Origin of the sequence: Knoellia tibetensis (genome assembly GCF_048606415.1) — a bacterium.
Lineage (GTDB): Bacteria > Actinomycetota > Actinomycetes > Actinomycetales > Dermatophilaceae > Knoellia > Knoellia tibetensis.
In genome coordinates this window covers 1,745,770-1,763,820 of the sequence record NZ_JBMBWF010000001.1, presented here as the reverse complement: position 1 = coordinate 1,763,820, position 18,051 = coordinate 1,745,770, and the positions used below count along the sequence as shown (strand labels likewise).

The 18,051-nt window shown below is 72.6% G+C and carries 5 protein-coding genes; all 5 read right to left on the bottom strand.

The genetic code is table 11. The annotated features are described in order from the left end of the window. Positions 1-8: 8 nt before the first annotated feature. The 5 genes from ACOJV7_RS08155 to ACOJV7_RS08135 all read right to left on the bottom strand — a co-directional run bounded on the left by ACOJV7_RS08155 (position 9) and on the right by ACOJV7_RS08135 (position 17,912). On the bottom strand, positions 9-6,350 hold the full coding sequence (locus ACOJV7_RS08155; protein WP_420189633.1) for an Ig-like domain-containing protein: 6,342 nt from the start codon (positions 6,348-6,350) through the stop codon (positions 9-11). Positions 6,351-6,459: 109 nt separating this feature from the next. Further along, entirely contained in the window at positions 6,460-12,810 is a 6,351-nt protein-coding gene (locus tag ACOJV7_RS08150) for an Ig-like domain-containing protein (protein ID WP_420189632.1), read from the bottom strand. After that, complete coding sequence (locus ACOJV7_RS08145) at positions 12,807-15,215, bottom strand: transglutaminase TgpA family protein (RefSeq protein ID WP_420189630.1); 2,409 nt, start codon at positions 15,213-15,215, stop codon at positions 12,807-12,809. The genes ACOJV7_RS08150 and ACOJV7_RS08145 overlap by 4 nt, the downstream gene beginning before the upstream one ends. A 58-nt stretch (positions 15,216-15,273) precedes the next feature. Then, positions 15,274-16,908 carry a DUF58 domain-containing protein gene (locus tag ACOJV7_RS08140; protein WP_420189629.1) on the bottom strand — a complete coding sequence of 545 codons (1,635 nt, stop codon included), beginning with the start codon at positions 16,906-16,908 and terminating at the stop codon, positions 15,274-15,276. Positions 16,909-16,943: 35 nt separating this feature from the next. Continuing rightward, entirely contained in the window at positions 16,944-17,912 is a 969-nt protein-coding gene (locus ACOJV7_RS08135; RefSeq protein ID WP_420189628.1) for an AAA family ATPase, read from the bottom strand. Positions 17,913-18,051: the final 139 nt, after the last annotated feature.

Here is an 18,051-nt window from a genome sequence, read left to right as displayed (position 1 = left end):
CCGGCTCGCTAGCGTCTGACCGTCTTGGTCACGGCGGGATGGTTGGGGTTCGTCATCGTGATGACGAGCTCGCCGCCCTTGGCCTCGACGTAGTAGTTGCCGCCCCAGGTGTAGCCGTTGCCGGCGGGGCCGACGTTGACCTTGGCGCTGCTCGTGAAGCTGCCGCTGTAGCCCTTGTGGTTGAAGTTGATCGTCCACGAGGTGTTGCCGGGGAAGTCGCGGATGTTGAAGTCGATGTAGTTCGACGAGTTGAAGGTGACGTTGTAGATCTCGGGGTTCTTCGGCTCGGGCACCGTCGTCGCGCCTCGCGGTCCGGCCGCCGGACCCCACCCCGTCGGGGTCGCGTGGGCGCGCACCTCGAGCTGGTGGGTCTCGCCGTAGCCGAAGGTCTGGCTGTGGCTCTGGCGGTTGTCCGGCGCACGCCAGCCGCGACCGTCGAAGGTCCGGATCTGCACGTCGTCGATCGGCCGGCCGTTGGTGCGCAGGTCCCAGCGCCACGTGATGGTGCGGCCGCTGACCTCGGCGGTGAGGTTGTGGGGCGCCAGGGTCTCGCCATAGGGCTGGACCGAGTTGCTCGTCGCCTCGGCCGACTGCCGGCCACCGGTGTTGACCGTGCGGACCTTGATCGTGAGCGGGTCGATCCCCATGTTGCTCACCGTGAAGGTCACCGTCGTGCCGGGCGTGCAGCCGCAGGCGTAGGTGCCGGACTTGCCACCGCCGCGCCACTGGATCGACTGGAAGCCGCCGGCTCGGGGCTGACCGACGTCCACCCTGACGACCACCGACTTGTCGGCGTTGGGCGTGCTCGCGCTCACCGAGGGGTTGCTCGGCACGCCGACGGACGTGTAGGTCCACGGGTTGCCCTTGGGCGACTCGAGGTCGGCGCCGTTGGTCGCCGTGACGGTGTAGCCGTAGGTGCGGCCGTCGTAGGGGATGGTGTCGGCGAACGTGCGGGTCTGTGCTCCGACCCGTCCGATCGCGGTCCAGCCGCCGCCTCCGACGTTGCGGTAGATCGTGTAGTGCTTGAGGGGCGGGCCGTTGGGGTTGGTCTGCTGGTTCCACGACACCGTGATCGACTCGGAGTCGAAGCCGGCGCCGGGCCCGCGGGTGGCGCCCGTGACGCCGGTGACCGCGGGCGGTGTGCCGGCCGACTGCATCTCCACCGCCGGCCCGAAGGGACCCGCTCCCGCGCCGTTCCAGGCCTGGACGGAGACGGAGTAGGGCGAGTTGTTGTCGAGCCCGCCGGCGGTGGCGGTCGTCGCGGTGCCCGCCGCGGTCACGGTGCGCACGCCCGCGCCCGAGCCCGTCGGGACGAGGCGGACGACGTACTTCGTGATCTCCGAGCCCTTGTTGGGCGCCGGGGACCAGCCGACGTTGAGCGTGCCGTCGCCCCGCGAGATCATCCGGACCCCCGAGGTCGCCTCGGGCTTGGTGTCGGGCCGCACGACGTTGCTCGCTGCGCTCGGCGGGCTGTCGCCGACGGCGTTGCGGGCGAGGACGGTGAACGTGTAGTCCTTGCCGTTGGTGAGGCCGGTGACCGTGCACGGCGACGAGGTGCACTCGAGCGTCCCGCTGCTCCCGCCGCTCCACCGCACGACGTAGGTCGAGATCGTCACGCCGCCGTCGTAGCCGGGAGCCACCCACGAGACGCGAGCCTGGCCGCCGGCGATCCGGTCGGCGACGGCGCTGACCCCGGTCGGCGCCGTCGGCTTGCCGCGCATCGTCACGGTGACGCGGCCGGTCGCGGTCCGCTCGGGACCGTCGGAGACGGCCAGCGAGATCGTCGCCGTGGGGCTCGGCTGCGACGTCGCGCGCAGGGTGAGCGTGCACCCGCTGCGCGACACCTCGATGCCGGAACCGCTCTCGAGCGCGGCGGCCTCGATGGAGCAGGCGGGCTTCTCGAGCGGGGAGTCGAGGTAGCGGCTCACGTCGACGGTCGTGGACTCGCCCTCGTTGAGTCCGTCGACCGCGATGGGTCGCATCCGCGGCGGGCCGAGGACGGCCGCAGGGTCCGTCCCGTTCGCGCCCGCCCCGGCGGCGATCCCGGCCGCGTCGCGGCCGAGGACCTGCACCGGGAACTTCACGGACGGCATACCGGGTGAGGTCACGGTGACCGACCCGGTGCCGGTGGGCGCCCGCTCACCGGCACGCAGCGTGACGAGGCGGCCGCCGGTCTCGGCCTGCTCGAGCTCGGCGCCCTTGGCCTGCGGCTCCCACTTCGCCTCGAACTTCACCTCTTCGAGGTTCATGCCGATGGGCAGCCAGGCGCGGCAGTAGGTCGGGATGTCGACCTCGCGCGGTCGGCCACCGGCGGCGAGGACGAGCGGTGCGTCGGGGCAGCGCAGGAGCGGCACCTTGGGACCGACCTGGACCGGGATCGAGACGTATGCCGTCCGCACGTCCTTGTCGTCCGGGCTCTCCTGGTCGCTCACCTCGAGCATGAGCGCACCGGGTCCGACGTAGCCGCCGCGCGAGGTGAGCTCGACGGCGTCGCCGCCCTGGGCCGTGCCCTCGAGGGACTGGGCCGGTGACGTCGACACGGTGGCGGCCGCGGTGATGGTCACCTTCTTGCCGCGCGGGGACCTGACGTGGTCGGCGATCTGGACCGTCTTGGTCGAGTCCTTGTCGATCTCGATGAGCGCGCCCTCGACGACGAACGGGAGGCCGTTGTCGCCGGCGGGCACGTGGATGATCGCCAGGGCCCGGGCGTTGTCCTCGTCCTCGATGACGTAGGGGACGGTCTGCGGGTGGTCGCGCAGGGTGACCCGGACCTTGCCGTTCTCGATCGTGCCCGAGGGCGAGAGCACCTCGACGATCCGCAGCGTCGCGGGGTCGGAGTCGATGTCGGTGTCGTTGGCGAGCGCGTCGACGAGCGCGGTCGTCGCGCCCGGGGTCGCCTTGGCGACGTCGTCCTGCGCGATCGGTGGGTTGATGTGGTCCGTGACGCCACGGACGAGGACGGTCGTGCGCGAGGGGTCGAAGATGCCGTTGTCGATGCCGTAGACGAACTGGTGCGTGGGCGCCCCGGGCTCGGGCGCGACGGTCGAGATCGTGTTGTCGTCCTCGTCGACCTGCCACTTCCGTTGCACGTCACCCGGGTTGAGGTCCTTGAACTGCATCCGGACGGCGTCGCCGCGGGCGATGAGGTCGTTGCGCAGCACGTGCGCGGTCACCCGCTTGCCCGGTGCGGCCACGACCTCGTCCTCGACGGCGACCGGTGGCTGCGGGTCCCCGGGGCGCACGACACCGACGCGCACGAACGCCTGGCTCGTCGCGCCGAAGCGGTCCTGGACCTCGTAGCGGATGAGCTCGGTGCCGGCGGCGTTCGGGTAGCCCTCGTAGCGGATGGTCGACGGGCCGATCGAGACGACGCGGCCGTGGGTGAGGTCGAGTGCCTCGGCGTCCTTGCCGACGATCCCGCGCATCGTCACGGTGTCGCCGTCGGGGTCCACGCCGGTCGACGGGATCGTCAGGGTCACCGACTCGCCCGCAGTCACCGAGCCCGAGAAGCTGCGCGCGACCGGTGCCTGGTTGGGCGTCGCGCGGGTGGGCAGGGGGTTCACGGTGACCGTGAGCCGGCCGGTCTTCGCGCGCTCGGGCGAGCCCTCGGCATACGCGGCGTACTCGATGACGACGTCCTTGGGCGCCTTGAGCGCGGTGAGCTCCGGGACGTAGCGGATGAGGTTGCCGGAGGCGAAGGCGCGCGGCTCGCTGCCACCGAGGACCTTCACGCTGGCGGGGTCGAGGACGAGGGGTATGCCGTCCGCCATCGTGTCGTTGTCGAGCACGCCGACCGAGACGCTGTCGCCCTCGCGGACGGTGGCGCGGTCGTCCTCGACGGTCGGGGCGGCTCCCGCGACGGGGGGTCGCTGGACGACGTTGATGCGGCCGGTCGTGCGCTTGGTGCCGTCGCTGATCGTGTACTCGACCGTGCCCTGCCGGCTGCCCTCGCCACTGATCGGTGACGGCTCGAGCGCCTCGATGCGGACCCAGCGGCCCTGGTAGATCGTCGGGCGCAGCCAGCCGTTGTCGGAGTCGACCTTGGCGCTCTGGGTGACGACGACGTCCGCGCGCGGGCTGTAGTCGTTGGCGAGGACGTCGACCATCGTCGGCGACTGGTCGCGCAGGGTGGCGCCGTCGGGCACGGCGACCGGCGGTGCCTCGGGGTCGGCCGGCTCGACGACGTCGATCCGGATCCGCCCGGGGCTCACCGTGCCTCCCGACTGGGCGGCGTAGGCGAGCTCGGTCGTCCCGAGTCCGTTGGGGGTCACCGTGACGATGCCGGTCGTGAGGTTGGTGTCGACGTCGAGCGGCCCGGTGGGGGCGACCTCGCCGGCGAGCCGGAGCCGCGCGTCGGGGTCACCCGGGTCGGCGCCCGGGATGTCGTTGCCGAGCGGTTCGAGCTGGACCGGCTTGCCGAGGACGGCGCGCACGACGTCGGGCTGGGTCGTCGGGGCGACGGCGCCCTGCTGCGAGAGGTCGAGGACCGAGAGGTTGACCTCGCCCTTGCTGCTCTGACGGCCGTCGTTGATGGCGTAGGGGACGGTGGCGGGGCCCGGCTTGACCGGTGCCGTGATGCCGACGCGGTTCTGGCCGTCGATGACCGTGCCCGGGTCCGTCGCGTCGACGGTGAGCGGGTCGCTCTCGCCGTCGCGCCAGTCGCCGAGGACGGAGGCGGCGACCCGGCCGCCGGAGACGACGGGGTAGGTCCGGCGGACGAGCTCGGCGCGTCCCTCGCGCACCTTCGGCGGGGTGTTGACGTCGTCGCCGACGACGGTGAGGGTGATCCTCGCGGACGCCTTCTCCTTGGCCTTGCCGTTGCTCACCTTGTAGTCGAACGTGATCGTCGACGCCGACGGGTTGGCCGGGACGTTGACGTCGACGGTCTGCCCGTCGCTCGACACGGTCGCGGTGACGTCGGGCGCGCTCGGCGCGGTAAGGTCCTTGGGGTCGATCGCGAGGATCGAGGCCTTGGCGTCTGTGTCGTTGTCGAGCGGGTGGATCTTGCTCGTGCGACCCGGGCGGACGCGCAGGTTGTCGGGCATCGCCTTGGGCGGCTGGCTCACCTGGTTGTCGTCGACGACGTTCTCGTCCTTCTTGTCGTTGTCGTCGTCCTTCTTGGTGGGCGGGATGAGGGCGTCCCAGTTGTCGATCTTCTGCTTCGTCGAGTCGAGGTCCCAGACGTCGCCGGTGTCGAGCTGGTTGAGGACGACGTTGCCGCGGTTGACGCGGAAGGCGACTCCGTCGCGCACGACCGCCTGGCCGACGCCGCCGAGCGACCCGGCGGCGACGGCGTCGCTGCGTCCGCAGTTGGCGCCGTAGAAGACGTTGCCGGTCTCGGCCCACGCGGCGTGCAGGCAGCCGCGAAGCACGACCGGGCGGGTGACGAGCGGCGGCTCGGCCGCGCGGTTGGCCTGGTCGCGCACCTCGACGCCACCGACCCCGTCGCCGCTGCCGTCGAGGCTCACGGGACGGGCGGCCACCGCGTTGGCGACGACGACAGTGGACGCGTCGGGTCCGGGCATCTGGAGGGCGGCGTATGCCGGCCCGTCACCGAGCGCGGCCCCGGCACTCACCGGCTCCTCGCGTCCCTCGACGTGCAGCTCGTCGCGGTCGGGGTCGTAGAGGACCCACGTGTCGCCGACGGCTGTGACGTCGAGCAGGGCGGCGCGCACGTCGGTCGCGGTGGTCACGGGCTTGGCGAAGCCATCGGCAGTAGGGGCGATCGTGACGACGCGACCGGTCGCGCCGGAGGCTGCGATGACCGTGCCTCGTGCGTCCACAGCGAGCGAGGCGGCGCCGCCGATGGTGGCGAGCGGCTTGGCGGTCGTCGTGATGTCCTGGAGGGAGTCGATGCCCTCCTTGGGGTCGACCCGCTGGGCCCAGACCTTGCCGGTCCTGGGGTCGACGGTGGCGATCGTGCCGCCGCGCAGGTCGACGGTCGCGGGGACGAACTGGCCGGCGCGTGCCGTGAGGGGTGCGGGGGCTGCCGCACCGGAGTCGCCGGACGTCGCCGTGCGCACGTCGATGGGCGAGAGCGTGTTGCCGGTCGCGACCCCGACCACGGCCGCGCCGTCCTGGAGGACGTCGACCTCGGACCCGTCCGCGAGCGCGGTCGCGACTCCCGCGTCGAGCTGGCGGGCCTGGGTGTTGAGCCGGCCGAACTTCGCCTGGGCCGACGACGAGACCCAGACGGCGCCGTCGCCGACGTCGGCCTCGTGGACGGTCGACCCGCGGCTCGTCACCGCGGCATACGTGAGCATCGACGCGGCGACGGCGACGACGGCCGCCGAGGCGACGCCGCGCCTGCCTGTGGGGACCCCTGTCCTCCGCCGCACCGACCTGCTCATGACCCCACCCCGTTCGAGGAGGCGCTGTCCGCCCACGCCTCCGCCCCCGAGCATCGCACGCGGCGGCGCGCAGGGGGATGGGGAGCACTCCCCGCGAATCGCGCCATGGCTACCAGTTCACCCAGTCCGACGCGTCGGTCTGGCCATTGACGGTCGCGACGATCCGGATCCGGTTGTTGCTGTTCCTGGCGTAGATGCACCATCCTTCGACCGTCCCGCTGCCGGTGCTCGTGAACGAGTACGGGCCGAGGGAGGACCGTCCGTCCTCGCACGTGTAGGTCCCCGCGCCCGACGGGAAGTTGGAGTAGTCGAACCTGACCCGCGGACACCCCGGGGAGTAACGGCACGACCCCACACCATCGGGATCGACGTAGTTCGCCCCAGGACGAAGGTTCGTCACCTCGGGCTGCGGCGGGTTGTCGGTGCGTCGCGTCATCTCGAGAACCGGCGACTCGCCCGCCTCGGAGTAGGCGCGGATGTGGATCGTCAGGTCCTGCGACCAGTCGCCCCGGGCCGAGATCGAGCGGATCGGGTCGCCGTCGTGCGACGCGGCGCCCGTGACGACGACGCGGGTGATGGGACGGCCATCGGTGGGCAGGGTCCAGTTCCACGTCACCGACTGCCCGGACGTCGAGCCGCCGTCCGGGTTCGGCCGCGGCGTGGGGCCGTAGGGCGTGACCGCGTTGCTGTCGCCGGAGGGGTTCGAGGAGCTCGTGCCGTTGTTCGTGCGCACCGTGAACGTCTTGCTCGTCGTGCTCATCTCCGACGTCGTGAAGGTGACGCTGCCCCCGCTCGGGCAGGCTCCACACGTGAACGTGCCGCTCTCACCGGTCGACGCGCGCCAGGTCACGGACGAGAAGCCGGATGCCCGCGGCGAGCCGAGGTCGACGGTGAGCCGGGCCCGCCGGTCGCTCGTCGGCGTCGACGCGCTCACGGAGGGGGTGGACGGCATACCGATCGAGGTGAAGGACTGGACCGCGCTGTCGGGTGAGGTGATGTCGGCGCCGTTGGTCGCGGTGACGACGTAGTCGTAGCGGCGGCCGTCGTAGACGACCTGGTCGCTCGTGCGCGTCGAGGAGGCCGGGACGGTCTTGAGGACCGACCACGCTCCCCCGCCGACCCTGCGCTTGACGGTGTAGCTCTTGAGCGGCGGGCCGTTGGGGCTCGTCGCGTTCCATGTCAGGGTGATCGCAGCGAGGTCCTTGTTGGCGCCGGGGCCGTCGGCCGTCGCGGTGAAGCCGGTGGGTGCCGGGGGCGTGCCCGCCGACTGCATCATCGTGTCGGCGCCGAACGGGCCCGGCCCGGCCTCGTTGTAGGCCTGGGCAGCGACGGCGTACTCGCTCATGTTGTCGAGTCCGGTGACCGTCGCCGTCGTGGCCGGCGCGGCCACCTCCGCCGTGCGTGGCGTCCCACCGCTCGTCGGCACGAGCCGCACGAGGTACTTCGTGACGGGCGAGCCCTTGTTCTCGGGCGGCGACCACGTCATCGTCAGCGACCCGTCGCCGCGGCTCGCCATCGAGACGGCGGTCACCGGGCCGGGCTTGGTGTCGGGGCGCGCGGCATTGCTGGGGCCGCCGGGCTCGCTCTCGCCGACGGCGTTGGTGGCCGTGACGGTGAAGAAGTAGTCCTTGCCGTTGGTGAGGCCCTCGATGGTGCAAGGCGAGGCCGTGCACTCCTGGCTGCCGGTCGAGCCGCCGGTCCAGCGCGCGGTGTAGCCGCGGATCGGGGCGCCGCCGTCGTAGGAGGGCGCCGACCAGCTCACCCTGGCGCGGCCGCCGGCGTCGCGGTCGGCCTGCGCGGCCACCGACGTCGGGGGGTCCGGGCGCCCGAGCATCGTCACGCTCACCGCGCCGGTCGCGGTGCGACCCGGCGCGTCGGAGACGCTGATCGAGACCCGGCCGGTGGGGCTGGGGCGCGGACCGGCCGAGACGGTGATCGTGCACCCGCTGCGGGTGACGCTGAGTCCGGAGCCGCTCGTCACCGATGCCGCCTCGACGGCGCACTTCGGGTTCTGCACGGGCGAGTCGAGGTAGGAGCCGATGTCGACCTGCTGGCTCTCGCCCTCCTCGAGGCCGTTGACGGCAATGGGACGCAGCCGGGGCGGTGGCATGTTGGCGTAGGGGTCGCTGTCGCCGCCGACGACGGCGACCCGGACCGTGGCCCGCACGTCGGAGCCGCGGGTGCCGATGGAGAGGACTCCGGCGCCCGACGGCGCCCCGGACTCGGCGGTGAGGGTGACGAGGCGCTCGCCGGTCCCACTGCGGTCGAGCCGCACGTCGGCCGGCTCCTGCTCCCACTCGGAGGTGAACTCGATGTCCTCCATCGACATCCCGACGGGGAGCCAGGCGCGGCAGAGCGTCGGCAGGTCGAGCTCGCGTGGCAGCCCGCCGGCGAGCACGGTGACCGCGGTGGCTGGGCAGCGCAGCAGCGGCACCTTGGGGCCGATCTGGACCGGCACCGAGACGTATGCCGTGTGCACGTCCTGCTGGTCGTCGCTCATCTGGTCGGTCACCTCGAACATCACCGAGGCGGGCCCGACGTAGCCACCGGAGGAGGTGAGCGTGAGGGTGCCGTCACCGTCGTGGGCGAGGGCGAGGTTGCTGCCGGGGACGGTCGAGATCGTGCTCGCCGACGTGATGCCGAGGGTGCGCTCCTGCGGGGACTTCACGTAGTCGCCGAGCCGGACCGTCCTCGTCGAGTCCTTGTCCATCTCGATGAGCGCACCCTCGACGACGAACGGCGTGCCACCGGCGCCGCGGGGCACGTGGACGACGGCCATCGCCCGCGCGCCGTCCTCGTCCTCGATGACGTAGGGGACGGTGTGGGGGTGGTCGAGCACGTCGACGCTCACGCGGTTGCCGACGGCCCGGCCGTGCGTGGAGAGGACGTCGACGACCTCGAGCGTGGCCGGGTCCGAGTCGATGTCGGTGTCGTTGGCGAGGACGTCGACGGTCGTCGCCGTCTCACCGCCCTGCGGCTTGGCGACGTCGTCGTTGGCGGTGGGCGGGTTGACCCAGCCCTCCTGCCCGCGCACGAGCAGGCTCGCACGCGAGGGGTCGAAGACGCCGTTGGTGATGCCGTAGGTGAAGTCGTGGACGGGCGCGCCCTCCCCCGGCACCTTCGTCGAGACGGTCTCCTCGTCGAGGTCGACCTTCCACTGAGAGTCCTCGGACGCGGGGTTGAGGCCCTCGTGCTGGAGCTCGACCGAGTCGCCGCGCGCGATGAGGTCGTTGGCGGTGACCGGGACCGTGACCGTCTTGCCGGGTGCGGCCGTCACCGTGTCGTCGACGGCCACGGGCGGCTGCGGGTCGCCGGGAGCGACGACCCCGACGCGCACGAACGCCCGGCTCACCCCACCGAAGCGGTCGACGACCTCGTAGTTGATGACCTCGGTGCCCGACGCCGTCGGGAAGGACTCGTAGCGGATCGTCGAGGGTCCGGTGGAGACGACGCGACCGTGGGTGAGGTCGACCGCCCCACCGTTGGGCCCGACGACCCCGGTGACGCCGACCGTGTCGCCGTCGGGGTCGACGCCGGTCGTGGGGACGGTGATCGTCAGCGGGTCGCCGGCCGTGACCGACGACGAGAAGCTGCGGGCGACCGGCACCTGGTTGGGGCGGGCCTCGCTCGGCAGCGGCGTCACCCGGATGCTCACGCGGCCGGTCTGGGCACGCTCGGGCATGCCCTCGGGATAGGCGGCGTACTCGACCGTGACGAGCTGCTCGGCCGTGAGCCGGGTCGCCCACGGGACGAACCGCACGACGTTGCCCGACGCGAACGCGGTCTGCTCGACGTCGCGCCCGAGCACCTTGACGCTCAGCGGGTCGATGCGCAGCGGGATGCCGTCGGCCATCGTGTCGTTGTCGAGCACGGGCACGGCGACGGCGTCGCCCTCACGGACGACCGCGGTGTCGTCCTCGACGACGGGGTCGAGGTCGAGCGGCGCCTTCTGGGTGACCGTCACCTCGCCGGTCGCCTGCTTCGACCCGTCGCTCACGGAGTAGCGGATCGTCCCGCGGCGGGTGGCGTCGGCGGCCGCGCCGGCGGGCTCGAGGGCGACGACCCGGATCCACCGGCCCTGGTAGATCGAGGCGCGCAGCCACGAGTCATCGCTCGTCGCGGCGGTCGCGGCCTGCGTGACGAGGACGTCGGCCCGTGGGCTGTAGTCGTTGGCGAGCGGGTCGACGAGCGTCGGCGACTGGTCGCGCACGGTCGCGCTGTCGCCCACCGCGACCGGCGGCGCGTCCGGGTCGGCGGCCTCGATGACGTCGACCCGGATCCTGCCGGGAGCGACACCGCCGCCGACCTGGGCGGCATACGAGAGCTCGTAGGTGCCCGGCGCGGACGGGGTGACGGTGACGACACCGGTGTCGAGGTTGCTGTCGACGGTGAGGGAGCCGCTGGCGCGGACGTCGCCAGCGAGGTGCATCCGGTCGTCGGGGTCGCTGGGGTCGGCACCGGCGATGTCGTTGCCGAGGGGTTCGACCTGGAGCGACTTGCCGACGACCCCGCGGATGACGTCGGGCTGGGTGACCGGCGGCCTCGCCCGGGTCTCGGTGAGGGCGACGACCTCGACCGGGACGGCGCCCTTGGTGCGCCCGCCACGGCCGTCGTCGGCGACGTAGTCGATGCTCTCCCGGCCCGGCTCCGGCGGGGCGAGGTAGGCGAGGCGCCCCTGCCCGTCGATGCTCAGCCGCTCGCCGTCGACCGTCGCGAGGACCGGGTCGGACTCGGGGTCGCGCCAGTCCGCGACGACCGGCACCGCGAGCCGCTTGCCGGCGAGGACCGGGTATGCCGTCTTCGCGAGCTTGGCCTGTCCCTCGCGCAGGTAGGGCGCGTTGTTCGTCGTCTCGGGGGCGATGCTGACCCTGACGGCGGCCCGGGACTTGGCCTTCACCTTGCCGTTGCCGACGAGGTAGGTGAACTGGAACGGTTCGACGCTGCCGGCCGGCACCGTGACGTCGATGCTCTGGCCGTCGGCGGACACCGAGGCCCGGACGTCGGGGTCCGACACCGCGCTGACGTCGCGTGGGTCGATGGCGAGCACCGAGCCGGCGGCGTCGGTGTCGTTGTCGAGGACGTGGAGCTTGCTCGTGCGACCGGCCCGGACGGTGAGGTCATCGGGCTTGGCGGTCGGCGGCTGCTGGGCGACGGCGTCGTCAACCAGGTTCTTGTCCTTCTTCTTGCTGTCCTCGTCACGCTCCGGCGGCGGGATGAGGGCGTCCCAGTTGTCGATCTTCTGCTTGTCGCGCTGGATGTCCCACGCGGAGCCGTTGTCGAGGTCGTTGAGGACGATGACGCCGCGGTTGACCCGGAACGCCACGCCGTCGCGCAGGGGGGTCTCGCTGATGTTGTCGATGGTGCCCGTCGGCACGGGGTCCTCGCGGCCACAGTTGGCGCCGTAGAAGACCTTGCCGGTCTCGGACCAGGCGCCGTGGACACAGCCGCGGAGGACGACCGGGTGGGCCGGCAGCGGCACGGCCCCACTGCGGTTGACCCGCTCGGCGACCTCGATGCCGCCGGTCGGCGCCCCGCCGTCGACACGGACCATGCGCAGCGCGCTGCCGCCGGCGATCGCAACCGCGTCGGCGGACCCCCCGGGGAGCTGGACGGCGGCATAGGCAGGCTCACCCTCCGAGGGTGCGAAGCCCGCGGGGACGCCCTTGGTGTGGCCCTCGCTGTGCAGCGCGTCGCGCTGTGGGTCGTAGACCACCCACGCGGACCCCAGCGCGGTCACCTGGAGTCGGTCGCCCTTGGCGCCGCTCTCGGTGGTGACCGGCTTGGCGAACGAGGAGCCACCGGGACGGATCGTCGTCACCGTGCCCTTGGCGCCCGAGGCGACGTGCACCGCGCCGTCCTCGCCGACGGCGAGCACGGCGTCACCGCCGACGGTCGCGAGCGGCTTGGTCGCGGCACCGAGGCCGCTGAGGTTCTCGACGCCCTCGCGCGGGTCGACGCGCTGGGCCCAGACCTTGCCCGAGCGGGGATCGACGGCGGCGATCGTGCCCCCGCGCAGGTCGACGAGCGTCGGGACGATGCGCCCCGGCTGTGCCGTGGGGGACCCGGGTGCCGCGGCGGTCTCCTCGCGGAACTGCGCCGTGCGCACGTCGATCGGCTGGAGCTGGGCCGTGGCCTTCGACCACGCGACGACGGCGCTGCCGTCCTGGAGGATGTCGATGCCCGAGCCGGGTGCGGCGTCGGAGGCCACCCCGGCGTCGAGCTGGGAGACCGCCTTGTTGAGCCGGCCGAACTTGGCCTGGACGTCCGAGGTGATCCACACGGCGCCGTCGCCGACGTCGGCCTCGTGGACGGTGGCGCCCTGCGAGGTCACGGCGGCCCAGCCGAGGGTGGCGGCCGTGAGGACGACGACCATCGTCGAGGCGGTGCGGCCGCGGCCCCGGTCATGGCGCAGCGACCGGGTCGTCGGAGTGGAGCGGGTGCGCCGTCGCAGAGGGTTCACGCCGATCCCTCGGCGCCGCGGGTGCGGCGCAGCGACGGCATGGCGGGGAGGCTGCGCCTGGGGCGCGTGCGACGGTCGCGCTCGAGCAGCGGACGCACGTCGATGTCGGAGCGGATCCGACGCCACGGCGAGACGGTGGCACGCAGCTCGGAGCGGACGGAGTCGGCCTCGTCGAGCAGGGCGGTGGCCACCTCCGCGCCGGGCTCACCCGGACCGAAGACGGCCGCGTCGGCACCGACCGCGATGGGCTGCGCGGGCGCGGAGTCGGGGAAGGCGCGGGCCTGCTCGAGGCGGGTGGCTCCGCGTGGGACGGCGACACCGAGGCTGCGCGCGTCGCTCACGAGGTCACGCCACACCCACGCCGGACGTGAGGCCAGCGCACCGGTCGTCGCGTGACGGCGTCGCCGGCGTGTCTTGAGCCAGCGGATGAGGGCGTAGGCGCCGAGGAGGAGCAGGACCGGCAGCACGAGGCCGAGGACGAGGATGCGCAGCCACAGCGGCCACGACCCGATGTCGAGCGGGTTGCGCTTCTTCTTCTTGATGTCGGTGGCGTTCTGCGCCTGGTCCGGACCCTGGAGGACCGACGGCGGGTTGACGCCGGCCGGAGGCGGCACCTGCGCGCCCACCTTCTGCTCCTCGGACTTGAGCTGCTGCTCGTTGGGCTTCTTGTTGCGCGACGGCAGGAACGTCGACGGCAGGAGGGCGTGCCACGTGCCGCCGTCGACCCGGACCTCGACCCAGGCGTGGACGTCCTTGCCCCGGATGACGCTGCCGGACTCGGGGGTCGCACCCATGACGACGCGGGTCGGGATGCCGAGGCGGTTGCCGACGAGCGCGAGGGTCGCGGCGTACTGCTCGTCGTTGCCGGCGAGCTGGGTCGAGCCGACGAACCGGCTCAGCCGGCTGAGGCCGTGGCCGGGGAGATAGACCTTCTCGTAGGAGTTGGCCGTGCCACCGTCGGTGTAGGCACCCTCGGACGTCATCGTCTTCGCCACGGCGACGAACTTTTCCCACGGGCTGCCGGCGCGACCGCTCCAGGCATCGAGCTTGGCGTCGAGGAAGCTCGTGTCCTCGGCGACCTGCGCACCGCTCTCGACCTTGAGGTCCTTGGGCAGGGTCGTCGAGAAGTCGTCGCCGAGCACGGCCTGGAAGGAGTAGGTGTCGCCCGGCTGGACGAGCGCGGGCACGACGGCCGTCTCGGTGGCGGTGTTGAGCCACAGAGCGTCGGCGAGGTCGTCGCCGCGGGGACCCTCGAACCGGACGCCGGTGGTCGACCCGGCCAGCGGGAGCCACGCCCCCTCGTAGCCGCCCTCAGGGACGGTCACCGTGGCCTTCACGGACCTGCCGGTGACGCGCGGTGCGATGCGCGAGCCCACCTGCTGGAAGGGGGTGCCGTCCATGGCGCGGTCCGCAGCGCCCCAGATGAGCCCGTCGTAGCTGTCGAGCGTGGCGAACCGGATCGGGGTGCCGTCGGGCAGGCCGGTGACCCGGAGGATCTCGGCGTCGTAGAGCTCGGCGGAGTTGGGCTCGGTGTACTGGCGGAACCCCGAGAGCGGGCTCATGAACTGGGCGACGTCGTAGGGCGGGGTGAGCTGGTCGCGCACGACGGTGCGGGCCTCGCTCGAGCCGGCCCCGGGGAGGACCTGGCCGAGGAAGGTGCCGGCGAGGGCGGCGACGGTGAGGAGCGCGACACCGGTGATGGCCCGGGCCCTGCGGCCGGCACCGTTCTGCAGGCTGGAGCGGGTCCGGGCGGCCCGCGCGACGAGCCAGAGGATGAGGACGAGCGCGAAGACGACGCCCTGCACGAGCCGCGCCGCGGGCTGCTGGGTGCCGAGGGCGATGGTCCCGACGAGCAGGACGAGGGGGGCGACTGCGGCACCGCCGACGCTACGGAACCGGCGGGCCACACCGTAGGTCGCCGCGGCACCGAGCAGCCCGGTGACCCACGGAAGCGCGACGAGTGGGCCGCGAGCGTCGACCGGGGGCAGGAGGGTGAGCCACTCCTTCCAGCCGGTCACCGGGGTCACGGCGAGGTCGCTGAGGGTCTGGAGGGTCGGGATGACGCCACCGATGAGGTCGCCGCGCACCGCCACCGGCCCGCCGAGGACGAAGTGGAGGGCGACGAGGACGAGCACCGTCAGGAGGAGCGGCCACGAGCGCGTCACCGCGATGTGCGCGACGACGGTGCCGAGGGCGACACCGACGGTCGCGGCGAGGATCCACTCCCAGCCGATGAACCCGGTGCGGAAGCCGACGAGGGCGATAGTCACGAGGACGAGCGAGAAGGCGAGGTCGACGAGGACGTCGCGGGACGGCATACCGGGCAGGGAGAGGCGGAGGGACGACGGGCGCGCGTTGCGCTCGTCGGCCCGCGCGCGGCGGCTCGAGGTGGCGTCGATGCTCATGCGGGGTCCCTGCGCAGCATCCGGAGGAGCGCAGCGACGAAGGAACGTCGTGGGGTGTTCATGCGAGGGCTCCGCTGAAGAGGACGCGGCGGAGGTCGCCGAGCTCGCGGACGGTGAGGATGGTGAGGCCGCCGGCGTGGCGCACGCCGACCTGGGCGTCGGGGTCGATGACGAGCGCGACCTTGACGACCTCGACCTCGAACTGGGCGAGTGCGCGCTGCACCTGGATGAAGGGGCGGTGCGAGCCGGTGACGAGGATCGCGACGCTCGCGTCGGGGGCGAGCGCGGAGCCGTCGCCGGCCGCGCCGAAGATGTCGATGGGACCGACGGCCGCGCGGGCGAACGTGTCGAGGGTGAGCGGCGCCGTCGCCCGCGAGATCTGCTGGTCGCCGACGACGACCGTCGTGTCCTGCTCGTCGAGGATCGAGCGGACGGCCAGCGAGGCGGCGCACGAGATGGCGAGCTCGACGGCGGCGTCCTCGCCGGTGTAGACCTCGGGCGTGGTGTCGACGACGACCGCGAGGTGGGAGCGGCGGGTGTCGAGGAACTGGCGCACGAGGAGGCGGTCGTGCTTCGCGCTCGAGCGCCAGTGGATGTAGCGGCGGTCGTCGCCGGGCTGGTACTCGCGCAGGGCGTGGAAGGCGAGGTCCGACATCGACAGGTCGGGGGTCACCTGGCCCTCGAGGTCGCGCAGGAGGCCGGCGCCGAGCGGCTCGAGGCTCGTCGTCAGCGGGTGCACGAAGAGCTCGGTTCGCTCGGTCCACTCCATCGTGCGGCGGACGAGGCCGAGCGGGTCGCCGTGGACGGTCGTCGCCGGACCCACTTGGATGACGCCGCGGCGCTCGGTGGGCACGACGAAGAGCTCCTCGTGCGACTTGCCCGACCCGAGCGAGGGCAGGGTGAACCGGGCGGCCGAGCGACCGACGGGCAGCTCGACGAGGAGCGGGAGCATGCCGCGTCCGGAGAGGTTGCGGACCTCGATGCGGCCGGTCGCGGGCTCGCCGACGACGACCCGCGTCGGGTCGACGTCGGTGCGGATCTCGACCTTGGCGTGCCCGATCGCGAGCGCGACGCAGGCAAGGAAGAGGACCAGGCACGCGGCGGCGATCATCGCGAGCTCGCTCCAGCCGTAGCGGCCGGCGAACCACCACGACACGAGCCCGAGGACGAGGACCGTCCAGCCGAGCGCCGAGACCCAGCCGAGCGCGCGGGCGACCGGGCGCCACACGGGGGCGGACCGCTCGGCTAGCGGCTTGATCCGCTCGCCGGTGAGGTCGAGGAGGCGGGCGCCGGTCTGGGTGATCGCGGCCGGGATCTGCACGCGCGGCAGCGTGATCGTGGGCAGCTCGGGACGCAGCCGCGTCGACCGGCCGCTCGTCGAGGGCGAGGGCTGGCGGTCGTGGCGGCGAACCTCCTGCGTGTCGTCGGGCTGGCGCAGCCCGAGCAGCGAACGCCAGCGCGAGCCCCCGGTGGCCGTCGCGCCCGAGGCACGTCGCCGGGCCGGCTGGTCCTGGGCGGGGCGCACCTTGAGCGAGGAGCGCGAGACGGTCGCGTCCTCCTCGATCGGCGCCGCAGAAGGACCGGCGGGCCCGGCGGGCCCGGCGTTCCGGGCGGCGGGCGGGGTCGGTGCAGCCGGGGTCGGCGCAGCTGGGGAGGCCGAGGCGGGAGGTCGGCTCAGGTCGGACCGCCTCACCGTCGCCTCGTCGGGCTCCACCGGGTCGGACATCGTCAGGCGACGCGCTCTGTCGGCGGCGCGACCTCGCCGAGGATCTGGTCGATGACCTGCTCGACGGTGATGCCGGCGAACTGCGCCTCGGCGGTGACGAGCAGGCGGTGGTTGAGTACCGGGTACGCGAGCAGCTTGATGTCGTCGGGGATGACGTGGGTGCGGCCCTGGCCGATGGCCCAGGTCTTCGCGCACCGGATGAAGGCGAGGCAGCCACGCACCGACAGGCCGAGACGCACGCTCACGTGGCGACGGGTCTCCTCGGCGATCCGCGAGACGTAGTCGAGGATCGCGTCGTCGACGTGGACCTCGTCGGCGAGCTCGGCCATGTCGAGGATGACCTGCGAAGTCACGACCGGCTCGAGCGCCTTGGTGCGGTCACGGGTCTTGGCGTCGCGCAGCACGCGGACGGTGGCGTCGTGGTCGGGGTAGCCGAGCGTCGTCTTCATGAGGAAGCGGTCGAGCTGGGCCTCGGGGAGCCGGTAGGTGCCGGCCTGCTCGATGGGGTTCTGCGTCGCGATGACCATGAACGGCTCGCCGACCTCGTGGCGCACGCCGTCGACGGTGACGCGGGCCTCCTCCATGACCTCGAGGAGCGCGGACTGGGTCTTGGGCGAGGCGCGGTTGATCTCGTCGGCGAGGACGATCGTCGCGAAGATCGGGCCCTGGTGGAACTCGAACTTCTTGCTGTTGGGGTCGTAGATCGTTACGCCGGTGACGTCGCTCGGCAGCAGGTCGGGCGTGAACTGGATGCGGCTGTTCGAGCCGTGCACCGTGCTCGAGAGCGCGCGGGCGAGCTGGGTCTTGCCGGTGCCGGGGAAGTCCTCGAGGAGCAGGTGCCCCTCCGAGAGCATGCACGTGAGGGCCAGGCGGATGACGTGCTCCTTGCCGAGCACGGCCTTGTCGACGTTGCTCACCATTGCCTCGAAGGTCTTGGTGAACCACGCGGCCTGGTCGTGGGTGACCGTCATGGGTCGAGGTCCTCTCATCGCGGTGGCGGGGCGGACCGAGGTCCCGATCCCGTGCGCGATGCCCGGCTCGGACTGCGTCACCCCCCGTGGGTGCTTCAGGCACTGCGACGATCCCCGGCGTGACAAGAATTTCCGCGTA